This is a genomic window from Vibrio sp. B1-2 (assembly GCF_963888445.1).
GTDB lineage: Bacteria > Pseudomonadota > Gammaproteobacteria > Enterobacterales > Vibrionaceae > Vibrio > Vibrio anguillarum.
The window spans coordinates 111,323-132,064 of sequence record NZ_CAWPJH010000002.1 but is presented as its reverse complement, the minus strand read 5'-3'; the positions used below and the strand labels follow the sequence as shown (position 1 = coordinate 132,064).

At 39.6% G+C, this 20,742-nt stretch carries 21 protein-coding genes and 1 pseudogene; 20 read left to right on the top strand and 2 right to left on the bottom strand.

Annotated elements, in window-relative coordinates:
• The first annotated feature begins 241 nt into the window (after nucleotides 1-241).
• The 18 genes and pseudogenes from AACQ75_RS01345 to AACQ75_RS01255 all read left to right on the top strand — a co-directional run bounded on the left by AACQ75_RS01345 (nucleotide 242) and on the right by AACQ75_RS01255 (nucleotide 17,420).
• On the top strand, nucleotides 242-895 hold the full coding sequence (locus tag AACQ75_RS01345) for a hypothetical protein (RefSeq protein ID WP_050498068.1): 654 nt from the start codon (nucleotides 242-244) through the stop codon (nucleotides 893-895).
• Between the two features lie 1,087 nt (nucleotides 896-1,982).
• Complete coding sequence (locus AACQ75_RS01335; RefSeq protein ID WP_170889328.1) at nucleotides 1,983-2,552, top strand: GNAT family N-acetyltransferase; 570 nt, start codon at nucleotides 1,983-1,985, stop codon at nucleotides 2,550-2,552.
• A gap of 1,587 nt (nucleotides 2,553-4,139) precedes the next feature.
• Nucleotides 4,140-4,727, top strand: coding sequence for a hypothetical protein (locus tag AACQ75_RS01330; RefSeq protein WP_170889327.1), 588 nt, complete (start codon nucleotides 4,140-4,142; stop codon nucleotides 4,725-4,727).
• The gene (locus tag AACQ75_RS01325; RefSeq protein WP_249339382.1) at nucleotides 4,720-5,625 is read left to right on the top strand and encodes a DUF4868 domain-containing protein; all 906 of its coding nucleotides are present in this window, start codon (nucleotides 4,720-4,722) and stop codon (nucleotides 5,623-5,625) included. The genes AACQ75_RS01330 and AACQ75_RS01325 overlap by 8 nt, the downstream gene beginning before the upstream one ends.
• 1,177 nt (nucleotides 5,626-6,802) lie before the next feature.
• The gene (locus tag AACQ75_RS01320) at nucleotides 6,803-7,462 is read left to right on the top strand and encodes a DUF4145 domain-containing protein (protein ID WP_170889325.1); all 660 of its coding nucleotides are present in this window, start codon (nucleotides 6,803-6,805) and stop codon (nucleotides 7,460-7,462) included.
• Between the two features lie 145 nt (nucleotides 7,463-7,607).
• Nucleotides 7,608-8,027 carry a hypothetical protein gene (locus tag AACQ75_RS01315; protein ID WP_170889324.1) on the top strand — a complete coding sequence of 140 codons (420 nt, stop codon included), beginning with the start codon at nucleotides 7,608-7,610 and terminating at the stop codon, nucleotides 8,025-8,027.
• A 169-nt stretch (nucleotides 8,028-8,196) separates the two neighbouring features.
• A complete protein-coding gene (locus AACQ75_RS01310) occupies nucleotides 8,197-8,478 on the top strand; it encodes a hypothetical protein (protein WP_001100052.1) in 282 nt (93 codons plus the stop codon).
• A gap of 192 nt (nucleotides 8,479-8,670) precedes the next feature.
• The gene (locus AACQ75_RS01305) at nucleotides 8,671-8,985 is read left to right on the top strand and encodes a DUF4144 domain-containing protein (protein WP_170889323.1); all 315 of its coding nucleotides are present in this window, start codon (nucleotides 8,671-8,673) and stop codon (nucleotides 8,983-8,985) included.
• Nucleotides 8,986-9,167: 182 nt separating this feature from the next.
• Nucleotides 9,168-9,644: a hypothetical protein gene (locus AACQ75_RS01300; protein ID WP_170889322.1), complete on the top strand. Its 477-nt coding sequence runs from the start codon at nucleotides 9,168-9,170 to the stop codon at nucleotides 9,642-9,644.
• A 245-nt stretch (nucleotides 9,645-9,889) separates the two neighbouring features.
• A complete protein-coding gene (locus tag AACQ75_RS01295) occupies nucleotides 9,890-10,138 on the top strand; it encodes a DUF3297 family protein (RefSeq protein WP_170889321.1) in 249 nt (82 codons plus the stop codon).
• Between the two features lie 706 nt (nucleotides 10,139-10,844).
• A pseudogene (locus tag AACQ75_RS01290) lies at nucleotides 10,845-11,264 on the top strand (GNAT family N-acetyltransferase).
• Nucleotides 11,265-11,896: 632 nt separating this feature from the next.
• Nucleotides 11,897-12,523, top strand: a complete 627-nt coding sequence (locus AACQ75_RS01285; protein WP_170889319.1) for a hypothetical protein — start codon at nucleotides 11,897-11,899, stop codon at nucleotides 12,521-12,523.
• Nucleotides 12,524-12,734: 211 nt separating this feature from the next.
• Nucleotides 12,735-13,025 (top strand): YkgJ family cysteine cluster protein, encoded by a 291-nt coding sequence (locus AACQ75_RS01280; protein WP_026028227.1) that lies wholly within the window; start codon nucleotides 12,735-12,737, stop codon nucleotides 13,023-13,025.
• Between the two features lie 186 nt (nucleotides 13,026-13,211).
• Nucleotides 13,212-13,733, top strand: coding sequence for a hypothetical protein (locus AACQ75_RS01275; RefSeq protein WP_162231929.1), 522 nt, complete (start codon nucleotides 13,212-13,214; stop codon nucleotides 13,731-13,733).
• Nucleotides 13,734-13,881: 148 nt separating this feature from the next.
• Nucleotides 13,882-14,277, top strand: coding sequence for a DUF3465 domain-containing protein (locus tag AACQ75_RS01270; protein WP_170889318.1), 396 nt, complete (start codon nucleotides 13,882-13,884; stop codon nucleotides 14,275-14,277).
• Nucleotides 14,278-14,440: 163 nt separating this feature from the next.
• Nucleotides 14,441-14,722, top strand: coding sequence for a hypothetical protein (locus AACQ75_RS01265; protein ID WP_017046618.1), 282 nt, complete (start codon nucleotides 14,441-14,443; stop codon nucleotides 14,720-14,722).
• 164 nt (nucleotides 14,723-14,886) lie between these two features.
• On the top strand, nucleotides 14,887-15,657 hold the full coding sequence (locus tag AACQ75_RS01260; RefSeq protein ID WP_026028670.1) for an alpha/beta fold hydrolase: 771 nt from the start codon (nucleotides 14,887-14,889) through the stop codon (nucleotides 15,655-15,657).
• Between the two features lie 683 nt (nucleotides 15,658-16,340).
• Nucleotides 16,341-17,420, top strand: a complete 1,080-nt coding sequence (locus AACQ75_RS01255) for a type I restriction endonuclease (protein ID WP_017044853.1) — start codon at nucleotides 16,341-16,343, stop codon at nucleotides 17,418-17,420.
• Between the two features lie 429 nt (nucleotides 17,421-17,849).
• On the opposite strand, the gene AACQ75_RS01250 is transcribed toward AACQ75_RS01255, so the two are convergent.
• Both AACQ75_RS01250 and AACQ75_RS01245 read right to left on the bottom strand, forming a co-directional pair.
• On the bottom strand, nucleotides 17,850-18,635 hold the full coding sequence (locus AACQ75_RS01250) for a DUF4225 domain-containing protein (RefSeq protein ID WP_170889317.1): 786 nt from the start codon (nucleotides 18,633-18,635) through the stop codon (nucleotides 17,850-17,852).
• Nucleotides 18,628-19,122, bottom strand: coding sequence for an Hcp family type VI secretion system effector (locus tag AACQ75_RS01245; RefSeq protein ID WP_025675295.1), 495 nt, complete (start codon nucleotides 19,120-19,122; stop codon nucleotides 18,628-18,630). Before AACQ75_RS01245 ends, AACQ75_RS01250 begins: the two co-directional genes overlap by 8 nt.
• Before the next feature lie 311 nt (nucleotides 19,123-19,433).
• On the opposite strand from AACQ75_RS01245, the gene AACQ75_RS01240 reads away from it, so the two are divergent.
• Both AACQ75_RS01240 and AACQ75_RS01235 read left to right on the top strand, forming a co-directional pair.
• The gene (locus AACQ75_RS01240; RefSeq protein ID WP_170889316.1) at nucleotides 19,434-20,141 is read left to right on the top strand and encodes a hypothetical protein; all 708 of its coding nucleotides are present in this window, start codon (nucleotides 19,434-19,436) and stop codon (nucleotides 20,139-20,141) included.
• Nucleotides 20,142-20,294: 153 nt separating this feature from the next.
• Nucleotides 20,295-20,690: a DUF3465 domain-containing protein gene (locus AACQ75_RS01235; protein WP_026028411.1), complete on the top strand. Its 396-nt coding sequence runs from the start codon at nucleotides 20,295-20,297 to the stop codon at nucleotides 20,688-20,690.
• Nucleotides 20,691-20,742: the final 52 nt, after the last annotated feature.

Here is a 20,742-nt window from a genome sequence, read left to right as displayed (position 1 = left end):
TTTCTAAATTGTCCGTTTTACTTTGTCGTTTGAAAGCAATAATGTTTTTTAAATTAGGCTGTCGGGTAGTGAATCTCCGGCTAAAGTGCAGCAGCTAACAAACGGCTCAAGAGGGATTGTCAACGCTTGGCGGCTTTAGTACAAAATTGAAGTTCAGTGTTTACAGTGTATTTTTTGAGTCCGGTGGTGCGTTGTCAACCCCTTAGCCGGGCGTTAGCTGTCTTAACTAGGAGTATATATAATGATTGATGGTGTGCAGGAGACTCCTTTGTGGGTAGTTAGCATGTCTACAATTCTGGCTTTCTTACCGCTTATAAAACTTTTACATCACATATTGCACTCTAATCGGTCTTACAAAGTCCAAAGTTTAGAAGCTCTTTCTAAAGTGTTAAGCGGCACTGAGAACATTAGCAACAGACTCGTTGCTGAGCAGTTGTTTATTAATCAATTCAAGGTACGTGTTGATTATGAAACCATAGTAGCTTTGCTTGCTTTCGAAGCACCGACAAAAGCAATAAACCTCTACCGAAACTCAAACAAGTATTTGAAAACGGCTAAAGGTCGATTGGTCTATGAAGATAAATATCAATGCTCGAAGAAAAGGCGTTTAGAAAAGTATATAAGACCAATTCGAAATCATATTTTATATTGGTTCTTCGCGATGATAGCTGGTTTTATTGGTTTGTACGTATATCGCTCGTTTAACATAGATACAATATTTCACACCAATTACGTACTTTTCAATGGGGCAGTTTGGGCGCTCTGTTCGTTAGGTAGCCTTATTTGCGTAATAATAGCGGTAAGATGTCTTACCGATACTACAAGCATTAAAGATGCAGAGGCTTTGATTAGTCTAAGCAATCAATATAAAAGTACACCCAAATGGCTTTACTAAAATACAGCTAACAAACTGTTTAAGAGTGATTCGCAACGCGTGGCATTTTTACTATGCGTTGCGTTTGGTGTTTAAGGTGGTTTGCGGCGGCTTTGGTATTGCGTTGCTCACACCTTAACAGGGCGTTAGGCAAAGTGAGTTTTTATCAGCTAAATCGAGTTGGAGTTGAACGGTAAATGCCATGTTTTCTGGCTTAAGTTAAGCAATAAATAGTCATCACATATTTGTTGTTTCTTGATCGCGTTGGGTTGTTTAGCGTTGTGAATTCAGCGGCAAAATAACCTTCAGTATCCAAACGTCCGCCGAGCATGCTACGCTCGTCACTTTTCTTCCAAACCGCTCAATTTTAGTTTTTTGGTTTCTTTGCTGATTTAGGGTTTTGGTTTATAAATGAATCGGTTAGTTTGTTTTAAGTTTGTAAAAAGCCCTGTTCCTTGGTTTTGAAAGTATCATTGTCAATTGGTTGGCCTAACAAACGGCTCAAGAGGGATTGCCAACGCGTGGCGACTTTAGTGCAAAATTGAAGTTCAGTGTTTACGGTGTGTTTTTAAGTTCGGCAGTGCGTTGTCAACCCCTTAGCCGGGCGTTATGTTTAATCACCAAAAATCAGTGGATTATGGTTTTTCTTTGTTCCCTCGGCTGATTGGTTTCGCGTTTGTCGGCAAGTTGGCATTTGTGAGCGCTTTTTACCGGACATCTATTCTTTGGCGCTGGAAATTCAGAGAATTGCCTCAGTCGATTTTCGAGTAAGCGCGAGGTTGGTTCGGCTGGCTCAATCAGTATTTTGATCACAGGTTTTTGGGCTTGAATCGCCGAAACTCAAAGTCTGTTTTTCAAATCTATGAGTCGTTTCAGTTTTTCAGGTCTTGGCTTTTGTTTGTCAGTCAAAAGCGAGTTAATCTTGGTTTTGGTAAAACGTAAGTCATTGAAGCTTAAACATAACAAACGGTTCAAGAGGGACAGCCAACGCGTGGCATTTTTACCATGCGTTGGTTTTTTGTGGTTACGGTGTTATGCGGAAGCTTGGTAATGGCGTTGGCTGCCCCTTAACCGGGCGTTATGCCTCACGATGAAAAAGGAACTTTCGATGTTTAAAATCGAGACTAAGCGTTTGATTATTCGGGATATGAACCCGAACGATGAAAGTGCTTTTGTTGCTATGTCTCAGGACGCTAAATATCAGCGTTTCTATGACGAAAGTGATTGTGACCCTAATAAATATAAAGAGCTAACAAACTTGTTTATAGCTCAGGCTTCTGAAGAACCAAGAAAATCATATCAGCTAGCTGTTGAGTGTAAGGATTCAAGGCAGTTTATTGGGACTGTTTGTTTGCGCTTGGAAGACAATCAACAAGCTTCAATGGGGTGTGCGTTTTCAAGGTCATCTCAAGGACATAAACTAAGCTATGAAGCTGCTTTAGCTCTGGCAGACTTTGGTTTTTCTGAGTTGGGTGTTCACCGTATCTATGCGGAGACAATTAGTAAGAACCTAGCAGCAATTAAGCTCTGTAAGTCTTTAGGTATGCGTCAAGAAGCACACTTTAGAGAGCATCGCTTTTTCAAAGAACAGTGGTGGGATACAGTAGTTCTGGCAGTTCTTCGAACCGACTGGGACAAAGGCATAACAAAGCATTTAAGACGGATTCCCAACGCTTAGCATTTTTATTTTGCTTCGGCTTAAGTGTTTACAGCACAATGCGTTAGGTGTAGTGGTCTGCGTTGCTCACCACTTAATGCGGCGTTATGTTTACAAAAGCAAAAGGGCCATCTTGAGGAAAAGATTGGGAATTTCTCTGGCTTTTAAGCTTCCTCTGTTTTCAGCAATTTGAGTTCATCTGCCTAAAATCCTTTGCCATAGTCAGCCTCGCACAAACCAAGTTCGTGGGTTGCTTCATTCTAGAATTGTGGAAATACGAGTTGAAGATTTCACTGGCTCAAAGGCGCTTTGATTGGATGGGTTGGGATTAACAAAATCACGAGCTTTAAGTTGATCGCATTTGTCGGCCAAATTGGCTTAAAGGTTTGGTAATGGTTTTGTGCAATGCCGTAAAATCAGCAGTTCTTTGTCATGTAGGTTTTCTTAAACTGTAATCATAACAAGGCATTAAAGTGGGACTTGGCCCGCGTGGCATTTTTGGTTTGCGTTAAGTTTTGTGATTAAGGAGTAATGCAGAAACGTTGTATTGCGGGCCTGCACCCCTTAACGCAGCGTTAGGCAAAGTGAGTTTTTATCAGCTAAAACGAGTTGGAATTGAACGGTAAATTCCATGTTTTGTGGCTTAACTTAAGCAATAAATCGTCATCACATATTTGTTGTTTCTTGATCGCGTTGGGTTGTTTATCGCTGTGAATTCATCGGTAAAATAACCTTCAGCATCCAAACGTCCGCCGAGCATGCTACGCTCGTCACTTTTCTTCCAAACCGCTCAATTTGAGTTTTTTGTTTCTTTGCTGATTTAGCATTTTGGTTTATAAATGAATCGGTTAGTTGGTTTAAAATTCACAAAAAATCTCGTTCTTTGGTTGTGAAAGTGTCGGTGTCAATTGGTTGGCCTAACAAACGGCTCAAGAGGGATTGTCAACGCGTGGCGGCTTTAGTGCAAAATTGAAGTTCAGAGTTTACAGTGTGTTTTTTAAGTTCGGCGGTGCGTTGTCAACCCCTTAGCCGGGCGTTAGCTGAGGTTAAGAACAATCATAAAATTAAGCGTTTATTTTTCTTAGTCTGAGGCTCTGGCTTTACACCTGAAAGTCAGCACTTTTCCATGTATCTCGCCAGTGGCACTGTTCGTGAAGTGGTTGAACTAACCGAAGCCTTCTTACGGGAAGTGATGTGCTTGTTTATTTCTTTGGTGTGGCTTCTTTGGTTTTGAAGCTCTTTCGCGCTTAAGTTGATTTCGCGCACTTGGTTGTTGGCTTCTTCGAAAGAATTCTTTGTAAATTTAAGTCTTAGAAGCTCGTCAGTTTTGCTGTTATTTCTTCTTTGCCAAGTGCGTTTCGTGGGTTAGGTTTTAGTTTCTCAGTTGTCCGTTTTACTTTGTCGCTTGAAAACAATAATGTGTTTCAAATTAGGCCGTTGGGTAGTCAATCTCCGGCTAAAGTGCAGCAGCTAACAAACGGCTCAAGAGGGATTGCCAACGCGTGGCGGCTTTAGTGCAAAATTGAAGTTCAGCATTTACGGTGTGTTTTTTAAGTTCGGCGGTGCGTTGTCAACCCCTTAGCCGGGCGTTAGGCGAAAGGAGAGGTCATGCAATTTAACTTAATTGCAGCATTTACAGTTTTCATTGGTTCATACTTACCATTAGCGTTGATCTTGGCTGTTCAAGATATTCCGTTTTCTTGGTGGAGTCGCCCAATTTGTAAGTTCGATGATATAAGTAATTGCGAATTTATCCCATTCACAAATATGTGGATTGCTATTGTTTTTATTGTCATTACGTTGTTGTCGGTATTTTTTTCAAATTTAACGTTGGCTAAAATTAGTTATCCATTCAAAGTTAAGGTTAAGTCATCAAAAGAAATTCCAAACGACATAATTAATTATGTTTTTCCTTACGTTGTTTCGTTTATGGGAATTAGCTATGGTACACCTGAAAAGCTACTTGGTTTTGCGGTGTTCTTATTATGGATGTTTGCCATTACATATAAGTCTGGCCAGATAATAATGAATCCTCTTTTGTTAATGTTTGGCTGGAAAATTTATGAGGCTACAGTAGATTTTAATGGTCAAGAACGAGACGTCAGGTTTTTGATAAAAGGGGATTTGTGTCCCGGTGAATACAAGATTCAAAAGGTTCAAGAGTTTTATATTGGTCAGGTAAATGATAATGGTTGATTTTGATGCGCTTAAAGCATTTGACTTCGAAAATGCTGATACATACTTATGGGTATTTAAAGAAAGTACTACTAAAGCAAAATTTAGAAGTAAATTTGTACAAACTGAAGACGAGTTAAATAAAGACCTAAAAGGTTTTGTTCGTGCTGAAGTTAACAGAATTACTGAGCATTCTCCTTACACATACATATCGCAAACAAATGAAAATAGCTGTTTAACAATCGCTTTTGATAGTACAGACTTCAAATTGCTTAAGTCACAGGTTGACTTACCAGAAGTTGAACATCGTGTTAAGAGCGTCAGTGATCTAGTTGGCGCTAAAGGTTACGTTGTAAAGTTTATAAAAGATGGTGTGGTGGTTTACGCTGTTAAAAGGTCAACGTCAACTTGGAAAACATCTTATCCGAAAAAATTTGTCAACATGGTGTTCAAAAATGGTGAGCTTAAAGGTGTTGAGAACAACGCTTTTTCCATTGAGAAAAATTTTGATTTCTATGTGATTAACGATACTGCGTTTATTGCTAACAAAAAAGGCTTCGAATCATCAATGAAGCACAAGGAAGAATATGTTCAGGTTTTTGATACACTTCAAAAGAATCCTGGCTTTAGTTCATTATTTTCTGATGTTTCATCAATCGTTGAGTATGTCGGCTCAAATTCTATTCAATTACGTCGCATGGCTGTCATTGAAGAAAAAGGGATTTATAAACAAGCTAACTTTATTAAAAACCTTATTTCAGTAAATAATAAAAGAAATTGGGGGCTGAACTTTGAAAATGACAAAATTGTACCATGCGAAAAAACAGTTAAAGTTATCCTTCAGGTTCTCCTTGACCATCGACTGATTAGTGAAATTACGGATCATATATACGATGTTCCAGATGCCAAACCAGTATAATTCGCCTAACAAACGCTTCAAGAGGGACAGCCAACGCGTGGCATTTTTACTATGCGTTGGTTTTTGTGGTTACGGTGTTATGCGGAAACTTGGTAGTAGCGTTGTCTGCCCCTTAAGCGGGCGTTATGTGTTTGATGAGTTTTTGAGGTCAAATCTACGATTTCATTGAGAATTCGTTCCGTGTTTTCGGCAAGTTGGCTTGGTCGAAATGGATTCTTGAACAATCTGAGATTGATCGTTTTCAAGGTTCTTGGGTTGCCTCAATTAAGTTTTGGATCTGGTTTGTGTTGAGTTTCGTCGGTTTCAAATCGCTTTAATTGAAATGTCTTTTTGACTGATTTTCTTGCTGACATTCAGCTCTGAAAATCTGGTGACGTAAAAGGTTTGGCGGTCGCTGAAAGGGCGCTTTCTTTGTTGTTGATTCTGTAAGTGGCTTTCTTTGGCTCAGATCGCTGTGAAATTTAGGTTTTGGTAAGCATCGTTTTTGTACGTAACTTATTCAAATCTCTTCATTTCCACGGTGGTTTACTTTGAATTCACGGTAAAATTCACATAACAAGCAATTCAAGTGGATTCTCAACGCGTGGCAGTTTTACTATGCGTTGAGTAAAGTGTTTTATGGTGCAATGCAGCGGCTTGGCCAGTGCGTTGTTCACCACTTAATTGGGCGTTATGTTTAATCACGTCAAATCAGTTGGTTGTATCTTTTCTTTGCTCCCTCGGCTTGTTGGTTTTGTGCTTGTCGGCAAGTTGGTTTCGTTTGGCGCTGTTTTCCGGACACTTGTTCTTTGGCGCTGGAAATTCAGAGCGTTGCCTCTGTCAATTTTCGGGCAAGCGCGAGGTTAGAGCGGTTGGCGCAATCAGTATTTTGAACACAGGTTTTGGGGCTTGAATTGCCGAAATTCAAAGTCTGTTTCTCAAATCTATGAGTCGTTTCAGTTTTCTGGGGTTTGGCTTTTGTTTGTCAGTCAAAACCGAGTTAATCTTGGTTTTGGTAAAACGTAAGTCATTGAAGCTTAAACATAACAAACGGTTCAAGAGGGACAGCCAACGCGCGGCATTTTTATTATGCGTTGGTTTTGGTGGTTACGGTGTTATGCGGAAGCTTGGTTGTGGCGTTGGCTGCCCCTTAACCGGGCGTTATGTCACAAGCGCAGGCTAGGAATAAGGAAGTATCATGAATAAGAAATTGGCACAAAGGTTTAATGAGCTAAAAGATCAATTGGACACTATTGAGCATACTAAACAACGCGTAAATGGCGCAATGGGAGGCAGCACAGATAAAATTGATTCGGAACTATTTACTAGTTGGAAAGTAAAAGTAAGGAACTTGCTTGTCACTGCGTGTGGAGAAAAATCTCAGCATTTCCAGGCGTTTACTGCTGGTGAGCAAAAAATCTACTCTATGGAATCTGAGTACTCTATCAAGAAGAGACTCGGTGCTATTTTTGATGCAGCCAAAGAAGATTTTGAAGGTGGGTATTTGAACTCACTTAAGCAGCTTGTCCAAGCTGAAGTTTTTGACAGTGAGTTGGAGCAAGCTGAAGAGCTTCTTAGAAGCGGGTATAAATTGGCATCAGCCGTAATTGCTGGTGTGGTATTAGAAACTGCTCTGAGGGATTTGTGCTCAGACAATAATATACCTCATGGGAAGCTCGATACAATGAACTCACAGCTAGCAAAGCAAGGGCTATATAACAAGCTTCAACAAAAGCGAATTACTGCAATTGCTGATATTCGCAATAGTGCCGCACATGGAAAACCGGAGCTGTTTTCAGAAACAGATGTAGAAAACATGATTCGAGATATCGAAGGTTTTTTACTCAACCATATGTGACATAACAAGCAATTTAAGATGGATTCACAACGCTTGGCATTTTTGCTTCTACTTCAAATTTAGTGTTTATGGCACAATGCTTTAGGTGTGGGTGGTAGCGTTGTTCACCCCTTAATTGGGCGTTATATGAATTGGAGATGTTTCATTGTTAAGCTTTGGTGATTTAAAAGGGTTGTTGGAAGTAAATCGAATTCTTGTAATCCCGTTTTCGGTACTAGCATACCTTAAAGAGTTTGGTTTCTCGCAGTTTCCTGCGTCCGTTCCAGAATCGTCATTTTTGATGTTATTAGTATTTTTAATGATAGTCGTAATTGCATCAGCGGTTGTTGTAGCGTTTTTTGATATCGTACTGCTACTTGATCGAGCTATAGGGAGCGTCATTCCAAATAGATTTTCACCTGTATTCAAACTAGTGATGACCTCATTTATCTCATTTGGGTTATTAGGCTTCTATAAGCCTCAACCATTTGAGCAACTCGATAATGTATGGTTTCTAGCGGCGGGCGCTTATGGATTATATATGTTGGATGTCCATAGAAAGACTCTTGAACTATTTAGGCGATAAATTCATATAACAAGCAATTTAAGAGGGATTCTCAACGCTTGGCATTCTTGCTTCTACTTCAAATTTAGTGTTTATGGCACAATGCCTTGGGTTGGGTTGGGTGGAGGCGTTGTTCACCCCTTAATTGGGCGTTATATTTTTTTAAGTTCAGCAATCAAAAGGATTCATGATGAACGTGGATAAAGCGAAAAAACGCATATTGAAACGAGTACAAAGAGGTTTCAAAGGTTATCCGCAAATATCTTTAGAGTATTTCGGGAAAACGACAGATTTTGCTACCGAAGTAGTCATCACTTTTGTTCCTGAAGAAAACGCTGAAGCGCAAATTCAGAGATTTACGAGTGATAAGGATGTTCGTGAAGATGAAGCAATTCAATCGGTATTGTTGAAAATTATTGAGCGAGCCGACGCTGCTACGGTTTTAGAAAGTCGAGAAGTATCAGTTTGTTAATGGTTTTTCTGTAATCTTAAGTTGTTGGTCACATTAGTGCTGAGAACGAAAATATAACAAACGGTTCAAGAGGGACAGCCAACGCGCGGCATTTTTACTATGCGTTGGTTTTTGTGATTACAGTGTTATGCGGAAGCTTGGTAGTGGCGTTGTCTGCCCCTTAACCGGGCGTTATGTTTATTGGAGAAGTTCATGGTCAATTGGCCTTGTATTCTGAAATTAGATGGTGACGCTGAGCTTGTTTATTTGGGCTCTCAAGCTGATTTGAATTGCGAGTGTGTGGATTTGATCGTTGGTCCAAGCGATCGAGTCATTGATTCTGAAGGTTTCGTCTATTCAATAGTTTCAGATGGCTCAGCAGTTAACTTGATTGGAAACTCAATCCAGATTTCAGCAGAGGAAGCGTCTAGATTGATTCAACGTCATGAGTTTTGTTTAGCGGAAGTCTGTTTGACAAAAATTCAGTTTGAAACAGTCGCTGATGCATTTAACTGTTTGAAATCTTAGGCTAAATAAACATAACAAAGCGTTAAAGAGGGACTTGGCACGCGTGGCATTTTTGGTTTGCATTGGGTTTAGTGGTTAAGGCGTCATGCGGTGACTTTTGTATTGCGTGCCTGCGCCCCTTAACGCGGCGTTAAATGTGTATCAGTATCATTGTAATAAAATCAGGTCGGAGTCCTTATGTGATGAAATTTTATTTAGTATTTTTTTTAGTTTTTCTGTCAGGTTGTGGAACAACAGCTATGAATTATCAAGCTAAATCAATGTCAATCTCTGAGGCATATGATGTGATGGATGAAATGGTTATGACTCAACATTCTAACTGGAAACCCGATTATTTTGTAATCACTGATAAATATCTAGGTTGGGATTATGGTTCAAAGTCATCAGGCACTGTAAATGCTGTAGCTTATAATAATGTTGTATTTGGAAGCTCTAGTTCAACAACTAAAAAGGTCGGCGAAAGAGTGTATTTCTATAAAATTAATGGTGTACAACTCTATGATTGGAAAAGGAAATTTAAACAATGGTATATCGTATCTTTGATCGATGAAAATGGGAAAGTGATAAAGCATGTTTTGTATACAAGAAGTTTATCGAATGCCCAAAAAACAGTTGATGCACTGAATGTTATATTAAGTGATCGGTTAGGTATTAAGTAAACACACATTTAACAAACGGCTCAAGAGGGATTGCCAACGCGTGGCGACTTTAGTGCAAAATTGAAGTTCAGTGTTTACAGTGGTTTTTTGAGTTCGACGGTGCGTTGTCAACCCCTTAGCCGGGCGTTATATGTCATCTAGTTCTGCGTTCTATACCGCATATGAAATAGCATCTTTACTATGTTGAGCGGTCGGCTTGTATTGTCTACAATAGCGCACTTTTTTACATATTTTAGGTTATGAATATGAACGACACTACAGCTAAACCCGTTTTGCCGGATCACCTTGCTGGTAATCCTCGCAGCCCACACTATGTTGCGGAGTGCTTTGAACATCACATTGGCATTCGTCTAAATGGCAAAGAGCGTACTGATGTTGAAGAATACTGCATTAGTGAAGGGTGGGTGAAAATTCCGTCACCGAAAGCTAAAGATCGTTTTGGCCAGCCGATGCTGATTAAGTTAAAAGGTGAAGTTGAAGCTTTTTATAAATAAGCTGCATTTTATACCGTCCGCAGGCAATGTGTTGATAACTATGTAATTCAATGCATTGCATTCAAGATCTAGCTAGGTTTCTCATCCAAACATATAACAAACGGCTCAAGAGGGATTGCCAACGCGTGGCGACTTTAGTGCAAAATTGAAGTTCGATGTTTACAGTGGTTTTTTGAGTTCGGTAGTGCGTTGTCAACCCCTTAGCCGGGCGTTAGGCAAAGTGAGTTTTTATCAGCTAAGTCGAGTTTGAATTGAACGGTAAATGCCATGTTTTCTAGCTTAAGTTAAGCAATAAATAATCATCACATATTTGTTGTTTCTTGATCGCGTTGGGTTGTTTTTCGTTGTGAGTTTAGCGGCAAAATAACCTTCAGCATCCAAACGTCCGCCGAGCATGCTACGCTCGTCACTTTTCTTCCAAATCGCTCAATTTTAGTTTTTTTGTTTCTTTGCTGGTTTAGTGTTTTGGTTTATAAATGAATCGGTTAGTTTATTTTAAGTTTGCAAAAAAGCCCTGTTCTTTGGTTGTGAAAGTGTCGGTGTCAATTGGTTGGCCTAACAAACGGCTCAAGAGGGATTGCCAACGCGTGGCGACTTTAGTGCAAAATTGAAGTTCAGTGTTTATAGTGTGTTTTTTTAGTTCGGCGGTGCGTTGTCAACCCCTTAGCCGGGCGTTATAAGCAAATTCAGCTCCAGAGGATGAAAAATGGAAATCGAGTACAAAGTAAACCATCCAATCTCAGTTGAACAATTCGTGAGTTTACTGAAGAAAACTTCATTGGGTGAGCGGCGTCCTTTGGATAATGAGTCAACTATTCGGGGTATGCTCGATAACTCTAATTTAATTGTGACCGCATGGCTGAACGATCAACTTGTCGGTGTGGCTCGCTCAGTGACAGATTTCCATTATTGCTGCTATCTGTCTGATTTAGCCGTTGATGAAAGTGTTTAATCCAATGGTATAGGTAAATATCTAATCTTAGTGACCAAAGAAGAGTTGAGCCCAAGCTGTAAATTGGTTTTACTGTCAGCGCCGAAAGCGCAAGGTTATTATCCGAAAATTGGTTTTGAAGCTCATAATAGCGCATGGGTTTTATCCAGTTCTGAACAGTTGAACATCAATTAAATCAAGGTGTTATTTGCTTATAACAAAGCGTTCAAGAGGGACAGCCAACGCGTGGCATTTTTATTATGCGTTGGTTTTTGTGGTTTCGGTGTTATGCGGAAGCTTGGTAGTAGCGTTGGCTGCCCCTTAACGCGGCGTTAGGCAAGGTGAGTTTTTATCAGCTAAATCGAGTTGAAATTGAGCAGTAAATTTCATGTTTTGTGGCTTAATTTAAGCAATAAATAATCATCACATATTTGCTGTTTCTTGATCGCGTTGAGTCGCTTTTCGTTGTGAGTTTAGCGGCAAAATAACCTTCAGCATCCAAACGTCCGCCGAGCATGCTACGCTCGTCACTTTTCTTCCAAATCGCTCAATTTGAATTTTTTGGTTTCTTTGCTGATTTAGGGTTTTGGTTTATAAATGAATGGGTTAGTTTGTTTTAAGTTTACAAAAAAGCTCGTTCTTTAGTTTTGAAAGTATCGGCGTCAATCAGTTGGCCTAACAAACGGCTCAAGAAGGATTGCCAACGCTTGGCGACTTTAGTGCAAAATTGAAGTTCAGCGTTTACAGTGTGTTTTTTAAGTTCGGCTATGCGTTGTCAACCCCTTAGCCGGGCGTTAGCTACTCATCAAAATAATAAGGTAAAGTGCATGAATGCAATTGATCGTGAAGCCTTTGGTCGAGACCCGTTTGGATATGGGGCAGGAGGTGTTTTTGAGTGGCAAATGATTGAGGCGATGCATAGCGGAGGTGACTTTGATCCTTTCAAAGTTCCAGAAAATAAGCACCTAAAAAGTCCAATTCTATGGCTGACACAAGCAGAAGCTCTAAGCCAAGCAGCCCACACTCTATTTAAAAATGAACCTGACTTTGAAACAATGCCTCTATTGGTGAGATCAATTTGTGATCGTCAATACTGCGGGGTAGGGTTGATGCTCCTAGGGTATAGTTTAGAAATTGTCTTAAAAGCTATGCTTATAATGAAACATGGTGTGGACGGCTATACAGAAATTGAGAAAAAGCATAGACATCACCGTTTACATGACCTTGTTAACATTATTCCCAACATGGATAAAAGGGAGAGGGCCGTTTTACGTGGTTTAACCCACTTTGTATATTGGGCTGGTCGTTATCCTGACCCCGGTACAGATAAAGGTGAAGAGACGTTGAATATCTTTGAACTATCAGAAAAGTATAAGATTTCGGCACATATGTTATTTACAGTTTCTGCAAAAGTAATGTCATACGCTCATAAGGTATCAGAAGAAACTACGTAGCTAACAAAGCATTTAAGAGTGATTCCCAACGCTTGGCATTTTTCATTCCATCGTTGAGTGTCGTGTTTACGGTGGTAAGGTTAAGTTTCGTGTTAGCGTTGCTCACACCTTAATGCGGCGTTATGGCTCCCAAATTGAGTTGGTCACGAATGTCGATAAATTGGTTCAAATTGGAGTACCATTCTGTGATTACACTGATTTGAAGAACACGATGACAATTCCAATTAAAAATGTATCTAGTACGGAAATTTCTTGCTCAAACTGTCAGGCTTGTTGCTGTCGTTTAGAGGTCATGATCATTACAGATACCGGTGTGCCAGAGCAACACATTGCTTTCGACCAATGGGGTGGGGAAACCATGCTACGTTTGGCGGATGGTTGGTGCTCAGCTTTAGACCGAGAAACATTCATGTGCACGATTTATGAGAATCGACCTTGGATTTGTCGAGAGTTTGAAATGGGCTCTTATGAATGTCGAGATGAAAGGTCAGATTTACCTTGAAAGTTTTGTTCGATAAATCAGAGAGTTGTTAGCCATAACAAACGGTTAAAGAGGGACTGCCAACGCGTGGCGGTTTGTGTTCAAATCGGCCTTTGTGATTACGGTGGTTATTTGGAGTTCAGTGGTTTGCGTTGTCAGCCCCTTAACCGGGCGTTATGTCACTTTGAGGATAAATCAGACAATTACATGAAAGAAATAGGTGTTGTATTAGAAGGTGTAAAGCCTTTTGAATTGGCTGTATCTAGCTCAACAGATTGGCCTACAGTTTTAGTTGGGCTCGGCACGGTATGTACTACCTTTGTGATAGCTTATATCACGAGGTCAAATCAAAAGTCACAAAGTAAGGCAAAAGCAGCAGAACTGAAAAATAAGTGGCTAGAAGACTTAAGGCTCAATTTTGCAGAGTTTCTGTCTCAATCAAGTATCTTGCGGTTTCGCATGGATTTAGACGAAAATTTCCATATTTCAAACGAAGGCATCGAATTAGCCCAAAATATTTCTCGTTATGTTGTGACAATCAAGCTAATGCTCAATAAAGAGTCAGAGGAGTGCAAGATAATAGAAAGCCTTATGGACGACTGTATGAGCACTATGCTTCAACCTAATATGAATGCTGAGTATGTTTCGTTTGCTAATGCTATCGAAGATCAGGCAAATAAAATCCTCGATACAGCTTGGAATAGTATTAAGCAAGAGCTCGGGACGTGACATAACAAACGCCTCAAGAGGGACTGTCAACGCGTGGCGTTTCCAGTCCCAATGAGCCGCGGTGGTTTCGGTTGTTGTGTTTGAGTTTAGTGGTAATGCGTTGCCAGCCCCTTAGGCGGGCGTTATGTGAATTGGAGAAATTGAGTATATGAAGAAGTTAATCGCTATATTTATAGCTATCTTTTGTCTAGCTTCGATTGGTGCTCAAGCTAATGATCATCAGTTAAAAAATGCGTATGAAAATCATCAAAGTGATATTCAAGTCCAGGGCTCAGGCACAGTTATTCGCTTGTTACCTGATGACAACGAAGGAAGTAGGCATCAAAAATTCATATTGAAACTGGACAGTAAACAAACTTTACTTTTTGCTCACAATATTGATTTAGCTCCTAGGGTTCCAAATCTAAAAGTTGGCGATCGAGTCCAGTTTTACGGTGAATATGAATGGAACAAAAAAGGTGGTGTCATGCACTGGACGCACAAGGATCCAAACAATAAACACCCGCAAGGTTGGTTAAAGCACAACGGTAAGACGTACGAGTAAAATTCACATAACAAACGGCTCAAGAGGGATTGCCAACGCGTGGCGGCTTTAGTGCAAAATTGAAATTCAGTGTTTACGGTGTGTTTTTTGAGTTCGGTGGTGCGTTGTCAACCCCTTAGCCGGGCGTTAGCTATTGTTTTATTCAGCAGCAAGGAAATTAAAGATGTCAAAGTATCAATTTTTCTGTAAACCAAATGCAAATCGTAATGCATTTACTTATCTGGATATGAGTTCAGAAACTTATCTTTTTGAAAAGGAAGAACTCTTGAGCTCGGGGTTAGAAGTGGAAGGTGATACGATTTATGCTTCTTCTCCAGAAGAGGCTATTGATAAATTCAAATCAAATTTTTGTGATCCTTTGAAGGATTATGCAAATTCAAATGTTGCAGGTGGATTGGCGACATTCATTTTTGAATCATTCAAATCAGTCACTGGGAAAAAATAGCTAACAAACGGCTCAAGAGGGATTGCCAACGCTTGGCGATTTTAGTGCAAAATTGAAGTTCAGTGTTTACAGTGTGTTTTTTGAGTTCGGCGGTGCGTTGTCAACCCCTTAGCCGGGCGTTAGTTTTTTAGGTCAAATCAATACAAACGTAGTTGGTCGATAAAATGAAAAATAAAAATGGTTATGTAAGTGTTAGTGGCTCCGAGATTTATTACGAGCTTTCAGGTAATCATGACGGCAAGCCATTATTGATGCTTCATGGCGGTCTTGGTTCGTTGAATGAGTTAAGTTCAATGCATAAATATGTTGCTGCTGACTATCAATTGATAAGTATAGATTTCCGTGGTCACGGGAAGTCCCTTTTAGGCAATCGTCCACTTAGTTACATGCAATATCAACAAGACGTTCAGCATGCTCTTAGCTATTTGGGTATTGAGAAATATTCGATTTTTGGTTTTAGTGACGGTGGTATCGTAGGTTATCGTTTAGCAATACAAGAACCGGAAAGAGTATCTTGTTTGGTGACACTGGGTTCGCAGTGGCGATTAGAGGCAGATGATCCATCAGTTGAATTACTAAGTGGTTTGACGGCTGAATTTTGGTCATCAAGGTTTGCCGATGATGTTGCTTTATATGAGGCGTCAAATCCTAACCCGGATTTCCCTAAACTCGTAGACGCTGTAAAAACAGTCTGGCTTGATACAACAGAATCTGGTTATCCACATAAATTAGTTGAAAAAATTAGTTGCCCGACATTAGTAATGCGAGGTGATAATGACTTCTTGTTTTCATTGGATGAGGCAGTGGCTTTAAAGTCGAAAATTGCAGGTTGTAGTTTTGCCAATATCCCATTGACAGGACATTCGTCGCATCAAGAATCACCGGAATTGGTGGGTAAAATGTTAGAGCAGTTCTTGTTGCAGCATAAAAACTAACAAACGCTTCAAGAGGGACATCCAACGCGCGGCATTTTCACTATGCGTTGGTTTGTGTGATTACGGTGTTATGCGGAAGCTTTGTAGTAGCGTTGTCTGCCCCTTAAGCGGGCGTTAGGCAAGGTGAGCTTTTATCAGCTAAATCGAGTTAGAGTTGAACGGTAAATTCCATGTTTTGTGGCTGGACTTAAGCAATAAATCGTCATCACATATTTGTTGTTTCTTGATCGTGTTGCATTGCTTTTCGTTGTGAATTTAGCGGCAAAATAACCTTCAGCATCCAAACGTCCGCCGAGCATGCTACGCTCGTCACTTTTCTTCCAAATCGCTCAATTTTAGTTTTTTGGTTTCTTTGCTGACTTAGGTTTTTGGTTTATAAATGAATCGGTTAGTTTGTTTCAAGTTTACAAAAAAGTTCGTTCTTTGGTTTTGAAAGTATCATTGTCAATCGGTTGGCCTAACAAACGGCTCAAGAGGGATTGCCAACGCTTGGCGACTTTAGTGCAAAATTGAAGTTTAGTGTTTACAGTGTGTTTTTTTGAGTTCGGTGAGGCGTCGTCAACCCCTTAGCCGGGCGTTATGTGTTTCTCGACTTTAAACTTTAAACTTTTAACTGAACGACGTTTCCATTAGCTTTTATTGGGTATAATCAATCTTTTTCAATGCATGTAATGGAGTATTTTATGGATTTTATTGAACGGCTTCAGGCTCTTTCGAAGAAAGTTTCTCAAGTTTCGGCTAATCTGGCTACCGAAGAAGCAACAAAAAATGCTTTAGTTATGCCCTTTCTGCATTCAGTCCTTGGTTATGACGTATTCGATCCAAACGAGGTTATACCTGAGTTTACGGCTGATACTGGAACTAAAAAGGGGGAAAAGGTTGATTATGCGTTGATCAAAGATGGTGTGGTTCAAATTCTAATTGAATGTAAGAAGTATAGTGAACCATTATCAACAAAGCATGCCAACCAATTATTTCGATATTTCTCAGTAACAAATGCACGTATTGCCATTTTAACTAATGGCTCAAAATATCAATTTTTCACTGATTTGGATGCTCCTAATAAAATGGATGAAAAGCCATTTTTGACATTAGATCTCGAAAATTTAGATGAGCATGTTGTCCCTGAAATAAAAAAATTAACTAAATCCTCCTTTGATGTTGAATCTGTAGTTGATGCAGCAGGTGAATTAAAATATTTAAACCAAATAAAAAAAGTTCTAGGTGAACAGTTCCAAAGCCCAGAAGAAGATTTTGTGAAGTTCTTTACTTCTCGCGTCTATGACGGTGTTCAAACTGCAAAAGTTAAATCTCAATTTCTAGACATTACCACTAAAGCTTTAAAGCAGTTTCTCAATGACAGTATAAATGCCCGTCTAAAATCAGCTATTGGCGCTGACGTCAAAGAATCAACGAATATTGAAACTCAAGTTATTCCTGCTGAAGACGTAAATGAAAGTTCAGAAAAATCTAAAATTCTTACTACAGAAGAAGAAATTGAAGGTTTTAATATAGTCAAAGCAATACTTAGGCAAAAAGTAGAAGTACAGAGAGTTTGTGCGCGTGATACTCAAAGCTATTTTGGAATTCTGCTAGATGATAACAATCGTAAGCCTCTATGCCGTTTGTGGTTTAATACTAAGCAGAAATATATTGGTATCTTTGATGAAGCTAAGAATGAAACTCGGCATCCGATCGAAACTGTGGATGATATATTCAATTTCAGTGAACAATTACAAAGCACCCTTGCATTATATGAGTAAAAACACATAACAAAGCATTTAAGAGGGACAGTCAACGCGTGGCATTTGTGGTTTACTTGAAAATTTGTGTTTACGGTTGTCTATTTTAATTCTGTGGCGGCGTTGTCTGCCCCTTAATGCGGCGTTATGTGCCCGTGTACTAATCATTTTTAGGTACTCTCGTTTTAGGTAGACAGAAAATACAAAAGATTAATGATATGAATAGGCTGGAATATTGGATGAAATAATTACCACTAAAGCTTGGTATAATCGCATCCATAAAAAACATTGGATCGCCATTGATGAATATAGAATAATATTGACTACCTACTAACAACCAAAAAAATGCATATATCCATATGTGAAATGATCTGGAATAATTTAATTTTGATGCTTTTCTAAATATAATAATTAACATAAAAGAAACAATCCAAAATAAAATATTTTCTATCAATTGTTAGATTCCTTGTATAATTGTTCCAGTGTGGCTGCATCTCCAAGAGCTTCGGCTCCTAGCGCTGCTTTGCTAGTTGCTTGATAGCCTCTTAAATAATCTTCAGATGAGTATCTGAACAATTTAAAGCGCTTTGCATGTTGGCGACGATTCCATGTTTGTACTGGTTTTGGCGGTAGCAAGCTTGGTGCATAATGTAGTTCATTTGACGCTGATGGTGGTTTTACGGTGGTTGAACGGCCAAAGACTCCGCGAACTGAAAGCCCTAAATCAACACCGTAATAAGCCATATTTCCAACGTGTTGATCAAAGCCTATAAATTGGGCTGCATTTTGATAACCTTGGCGAACTAGACCAGTTGCATTTTCATCGCCATCAACGAAATATTTACCATTTTCATAAATATTATTAGCTCCATGTAACGCTAGAGGGGCACCATAAACAGCGCATAGCATTCCCGCGGAATAATAACATGTCGCTCCTCCAGCTACGGTTTGCATTACACCTGCAATGAGGCCAATACCTTTTTGAGCAATCAGTTTTCCTTGGTCAAGAAGATTGCGGTTTTCTTTTTGCACCTCATTAAATACTTGGTTTTTAGTTTTTCGGCCATTTTCGAAGTCCTCAACTAAACACTGTCCAAAGACATCAATTTCTCGTGTGAATTTAGACCGTAATGCACCGTTCTTAATATGCCGTTGAGATAAAATAGAGGCTTGCATGGTTAAGTTCTTTGTTGCCTTTTGAACTTCCCAAAGTTCGTATAAATCGGGTCTAGCCATGTAATCCACCATTTTCCCAATTGTCGTACCCCATCGTCCCTGCGATATTGTGTTTCCAGACAATTTCTTTGTAACTTAGTGCGATGTTTTCATGCATTTCTTCATTGTGTGAAAGAACAGTGTGGGGTTGTGTAAAGTCAATGCCTGTAACCAGTGCTTTTTTAAGTTCAATGGTATAAAACTTTTCGTTATACCCTTGCTCGTTTGTTCTGAAGAAATCAATGACACAATCTAAGTATTCTTGGCTTGCAAATGCCGTGGCTAAAAGTGGTGAGGCTTTATCGATATTTTTGGTGATGTAGAGTGGGCAGTGTGTTTTTCGAGTATCCTCTGGTTGCTTATTCATATTATGTTCACAACACAATACGGTAATTTCATTCATATGCTCAGTTTGAAATTTATTGCCCATTGAGTCCTTGGTGTTACAGCCACTAGAAATTAAGCCTTGTTTTTCACCAACAATGGTTAGGTAGGCAGTGTGAGCCATGAGTTTTCCTTAAGAAGTCATTTTAAAGTTAGGCAGAGTTTAATGCCGAGCCTAAGTCTATTAAAAGATAATTGTCAAATTTGCACAGAAGATCACGCATGGGCAACATCTTGCCTATGAAAGACAGATAAGTTATGGTTCAGTGCACAAAATGGCACATAACAAACGGCTCAAGAGGGATTGCCAACGCTTGGCGACTTTAGTGCAAAATTGAAATTCAGGGTTTACAGTGTGTTTTTTGAGTTCGGTGGTGCGTTGTCAACCCCTTAGCCGGGCGTTAGGGCAATTCTAGTTTGGCGGAAGGAGTAAAAATGGCAAATATAGGTACAATTGATTTCTATATCGGAGTGCCAAGTTTACCTCGCGAGGACTTTGAAAACTATTCGACACAGCTTTTTGACGAATGGGAAGCTTATGTTGGCCAAAACTTGGAGCTAAGTGACTACTCTCTTGTTCTAGAAGTTGAGGAAGGTTCAATAAAAGCCAAAGGTAAAATACTTGCTACCGCGAGTGTTTTGTATTTTGGTATTGCCCAATATGGTTCATTCATCTCTGGTCTACAAACAATAAATAATCAAGTTAAGGCTGTTGGTGATTATCTAGGCGAAAGAGCTAGTTCACCATTTGATCTAAGTCTAGTTCAGCCTAAGTTGCGAAAACGAGGGGAATCTCTTGCTCGTCTAGAAAACCTTTTTATCAAAGTTCAGCGCGGTGAATTAACTGTCGAAATGGCAATGCAAGAAACGGAAGCTATCTTCGGTGCAGAGCTAGAGGAGGCTCCAGAGTTTTATAATGACCTCAAAGAATCTTTGGAGAAAACACAAGTAATTCCACAGCAAATGGAATTGAAGCTAGTTGACGTGAATGGAGAAGAGTTAGCCATTCCTCATCTGCCCCAAAAGCAACCACGGAAGCCTCAACAACCTAGAAATCCAGCTCCTGCTGTAGATCAGTTTAGAGTAGAGGTTTGGCGTGAAACGAAAAATAGTAAGAGGAATGTCAAAGTTACAAGCCTATAAAAATTGCCCTAACAAACAATTTAAGAGTGATTCAGCACGCTTGGCATTTTTAGTTTGGGTTAAGTCCGGTGATTACGGCGGTTAAATTGAGTGTTGTGGTTGCGTGCTTCACACCTTAATTGGGCGTTATGTGAATCCAAGGGATTTGAGTATATGAAGAAGTTTTTAGCAATATTTGTGGCAGCTTTGTGCCTGATTTCAGTTGGTGCGCAAGCCAATGATCACAAATTGAAACAGGCATATGAAAACCATCAAAGTGACCTTCAAGTTCAGGGGGTAGGTACTGTAATTCGTTTGTTACCCGATGATAATGATGGAAGTCGACATCAAAAATTCATCATAAGACTGAATAGTAAACAAACCCTACTTGTTGCTCACAATATCGATCTTGCGCCGAGGATTCCTAACTTAAGAGTAGGCGATCGAGTTCAGTTTTACGGTGAATATGAATGGACTAAAAAGGGTGGTGTAATGCACTGGACACACCACGATCCTAACAATAAACATCCGCATGGTTGGTTAAAGCACAACGGTAAAAAGTACGAGTAAAAATTCACATAACAAGCAATTCAAGTGGATTCTCAACGCGTGGCAGTTTTAC

Coding starts and splice junctions, on each gene's coding strand:
- AACQ75_RS01345 (WP_050498068.1), top strand. CDS start 242: ATGATTGATGGTGTGCAGGAGACTCCTTTGTGGGTAGTTAGCATGTCT.
- AACQ75_RS01335 (WP_170889328.1), top strand. CDS start 1,983: ATGTTTAAAATCGAGACTAAGCGTTTGATTATTCGGGATATGAACCCG.
- AACQ75_RS01330 (WP_170889327.1), top strand. CDS start 4,140: ATGCAATTTAACTTAATTGCAGCATTTACAGTTTTCATTGGTTCATAC.
- AACQ75_RS01325 (WP_249339382.1), top strand. CDS start 4,720: ATGGTTGATTTTGATGCGCTTAAAGCATTTGACTTCGAAAATGCTGAT.
- AACQ75_RS01320 (WP_170889325.1), top strand. CDS start 6,803: ATGAATAAGAAATTGGCACAAAGGTTTAATGAGCTAAAAGATCAATTG.
- AACQ75_RS01310 (WP_001100052.1), top strand. CDS start 8,197: ATGAACGTGGATAAAGCGAAAAAACGCATATTGAAACGAGTACAAAGA.
- AACQ75_RS01305 (WP_170889323.1), top strand. CDS start 8,671: ATGGTCAATTGGCCTTGTATTCTGAAATTAGATGGTGACGCTGAGCTT.
- AACQ75_RS01300 (WP_170889322.1), top strand. CDS start 9,168: ATGAAATTTTATTTAGTATTTTTTTTAGTTTTTCTGTCAGGTTGTGGA.
- AACQ75_RS01295 (WP_170889321.1), top strand. CDS start 9,890: ATGAACGACACTACAGCTAAACCCGTTTTGCCGGATCACCTTGCTGGT.
- AACQ75_RS01285 (WP_170889319.1), top strand. CDS start 11,897: ATGAATGCAATTGATCGTGAAGCCTTTGGTCGAGACCCGTTTGGATAT.
- AACQ75_RS01280 (WP_026028227.1), top strand. CDS start 12,735: ATGACAATTCCAATTAAAAATGTATCTAGTACGGAAATTTCTTGCTCA.
- AACQ75_RS01275 (WP_162231929.1), top strand. CDS start 13,212: ATGAAAGAAATAGGTGTTGTATTAGAAGGTGTAAAGCCTTTTGAATTG.
- AACQ75_RS01270 (WP_170889318.1), top strand. CDS start 13,882: ATGAAGAAGTTAATCGCTATATTTATAGCTATCTTTTGTCTAGCTTCG.
- AACQ75_RS01265 (WP_017046618.1), top strand. CDS start 14,441: ATGTCAAAGTATCAATTTTTCTGTAAACCAAATGCAAATCGTAATGCA.
- AACQ75_RS01260 (WP_026028670.1), top strand. CDS start 14,887: ATGAAAAATAAAAATGGTTATGTAAGTGTTAGTGGCTCCGAGATTTAT.
- AACQ75_RS01255 (WP_017044853.1), top strand. CDS start 16,341: ATGGATTTTATTGAACGGCTTCAGGCTCTTTCGAAGAAAGTTTCTCAA.
- AACQ75_RS01250 (WP_170889317.1), bottom strand. CDS start 18,635: ATGGCTAGACCCGATTTATACGAACTTTGGGAAGTTCAAAAGGCAACA.
- AACQ75_RS01245 (WP_025675295.1), bottom strand. CDS start 19,122: ATGGCTCACACTGCCTACCTAACCATTGTTGGTGAAAAACAAGGCTTA.
- AACQ75_RS01240 (WP_170889316.1), top strand. CDS start 19,434: ATGGCAAATATAGGTACAATTGATTTCTATATCGGAGTGCCAAGTTTA.
- AACQ75_RS01235 (WP_026028411.1), top strand. CDS start 20,295: ATGAAGAAGTTTTTAGCAATATTTGTGGCAGCTTTGTGCCTGATTTCA.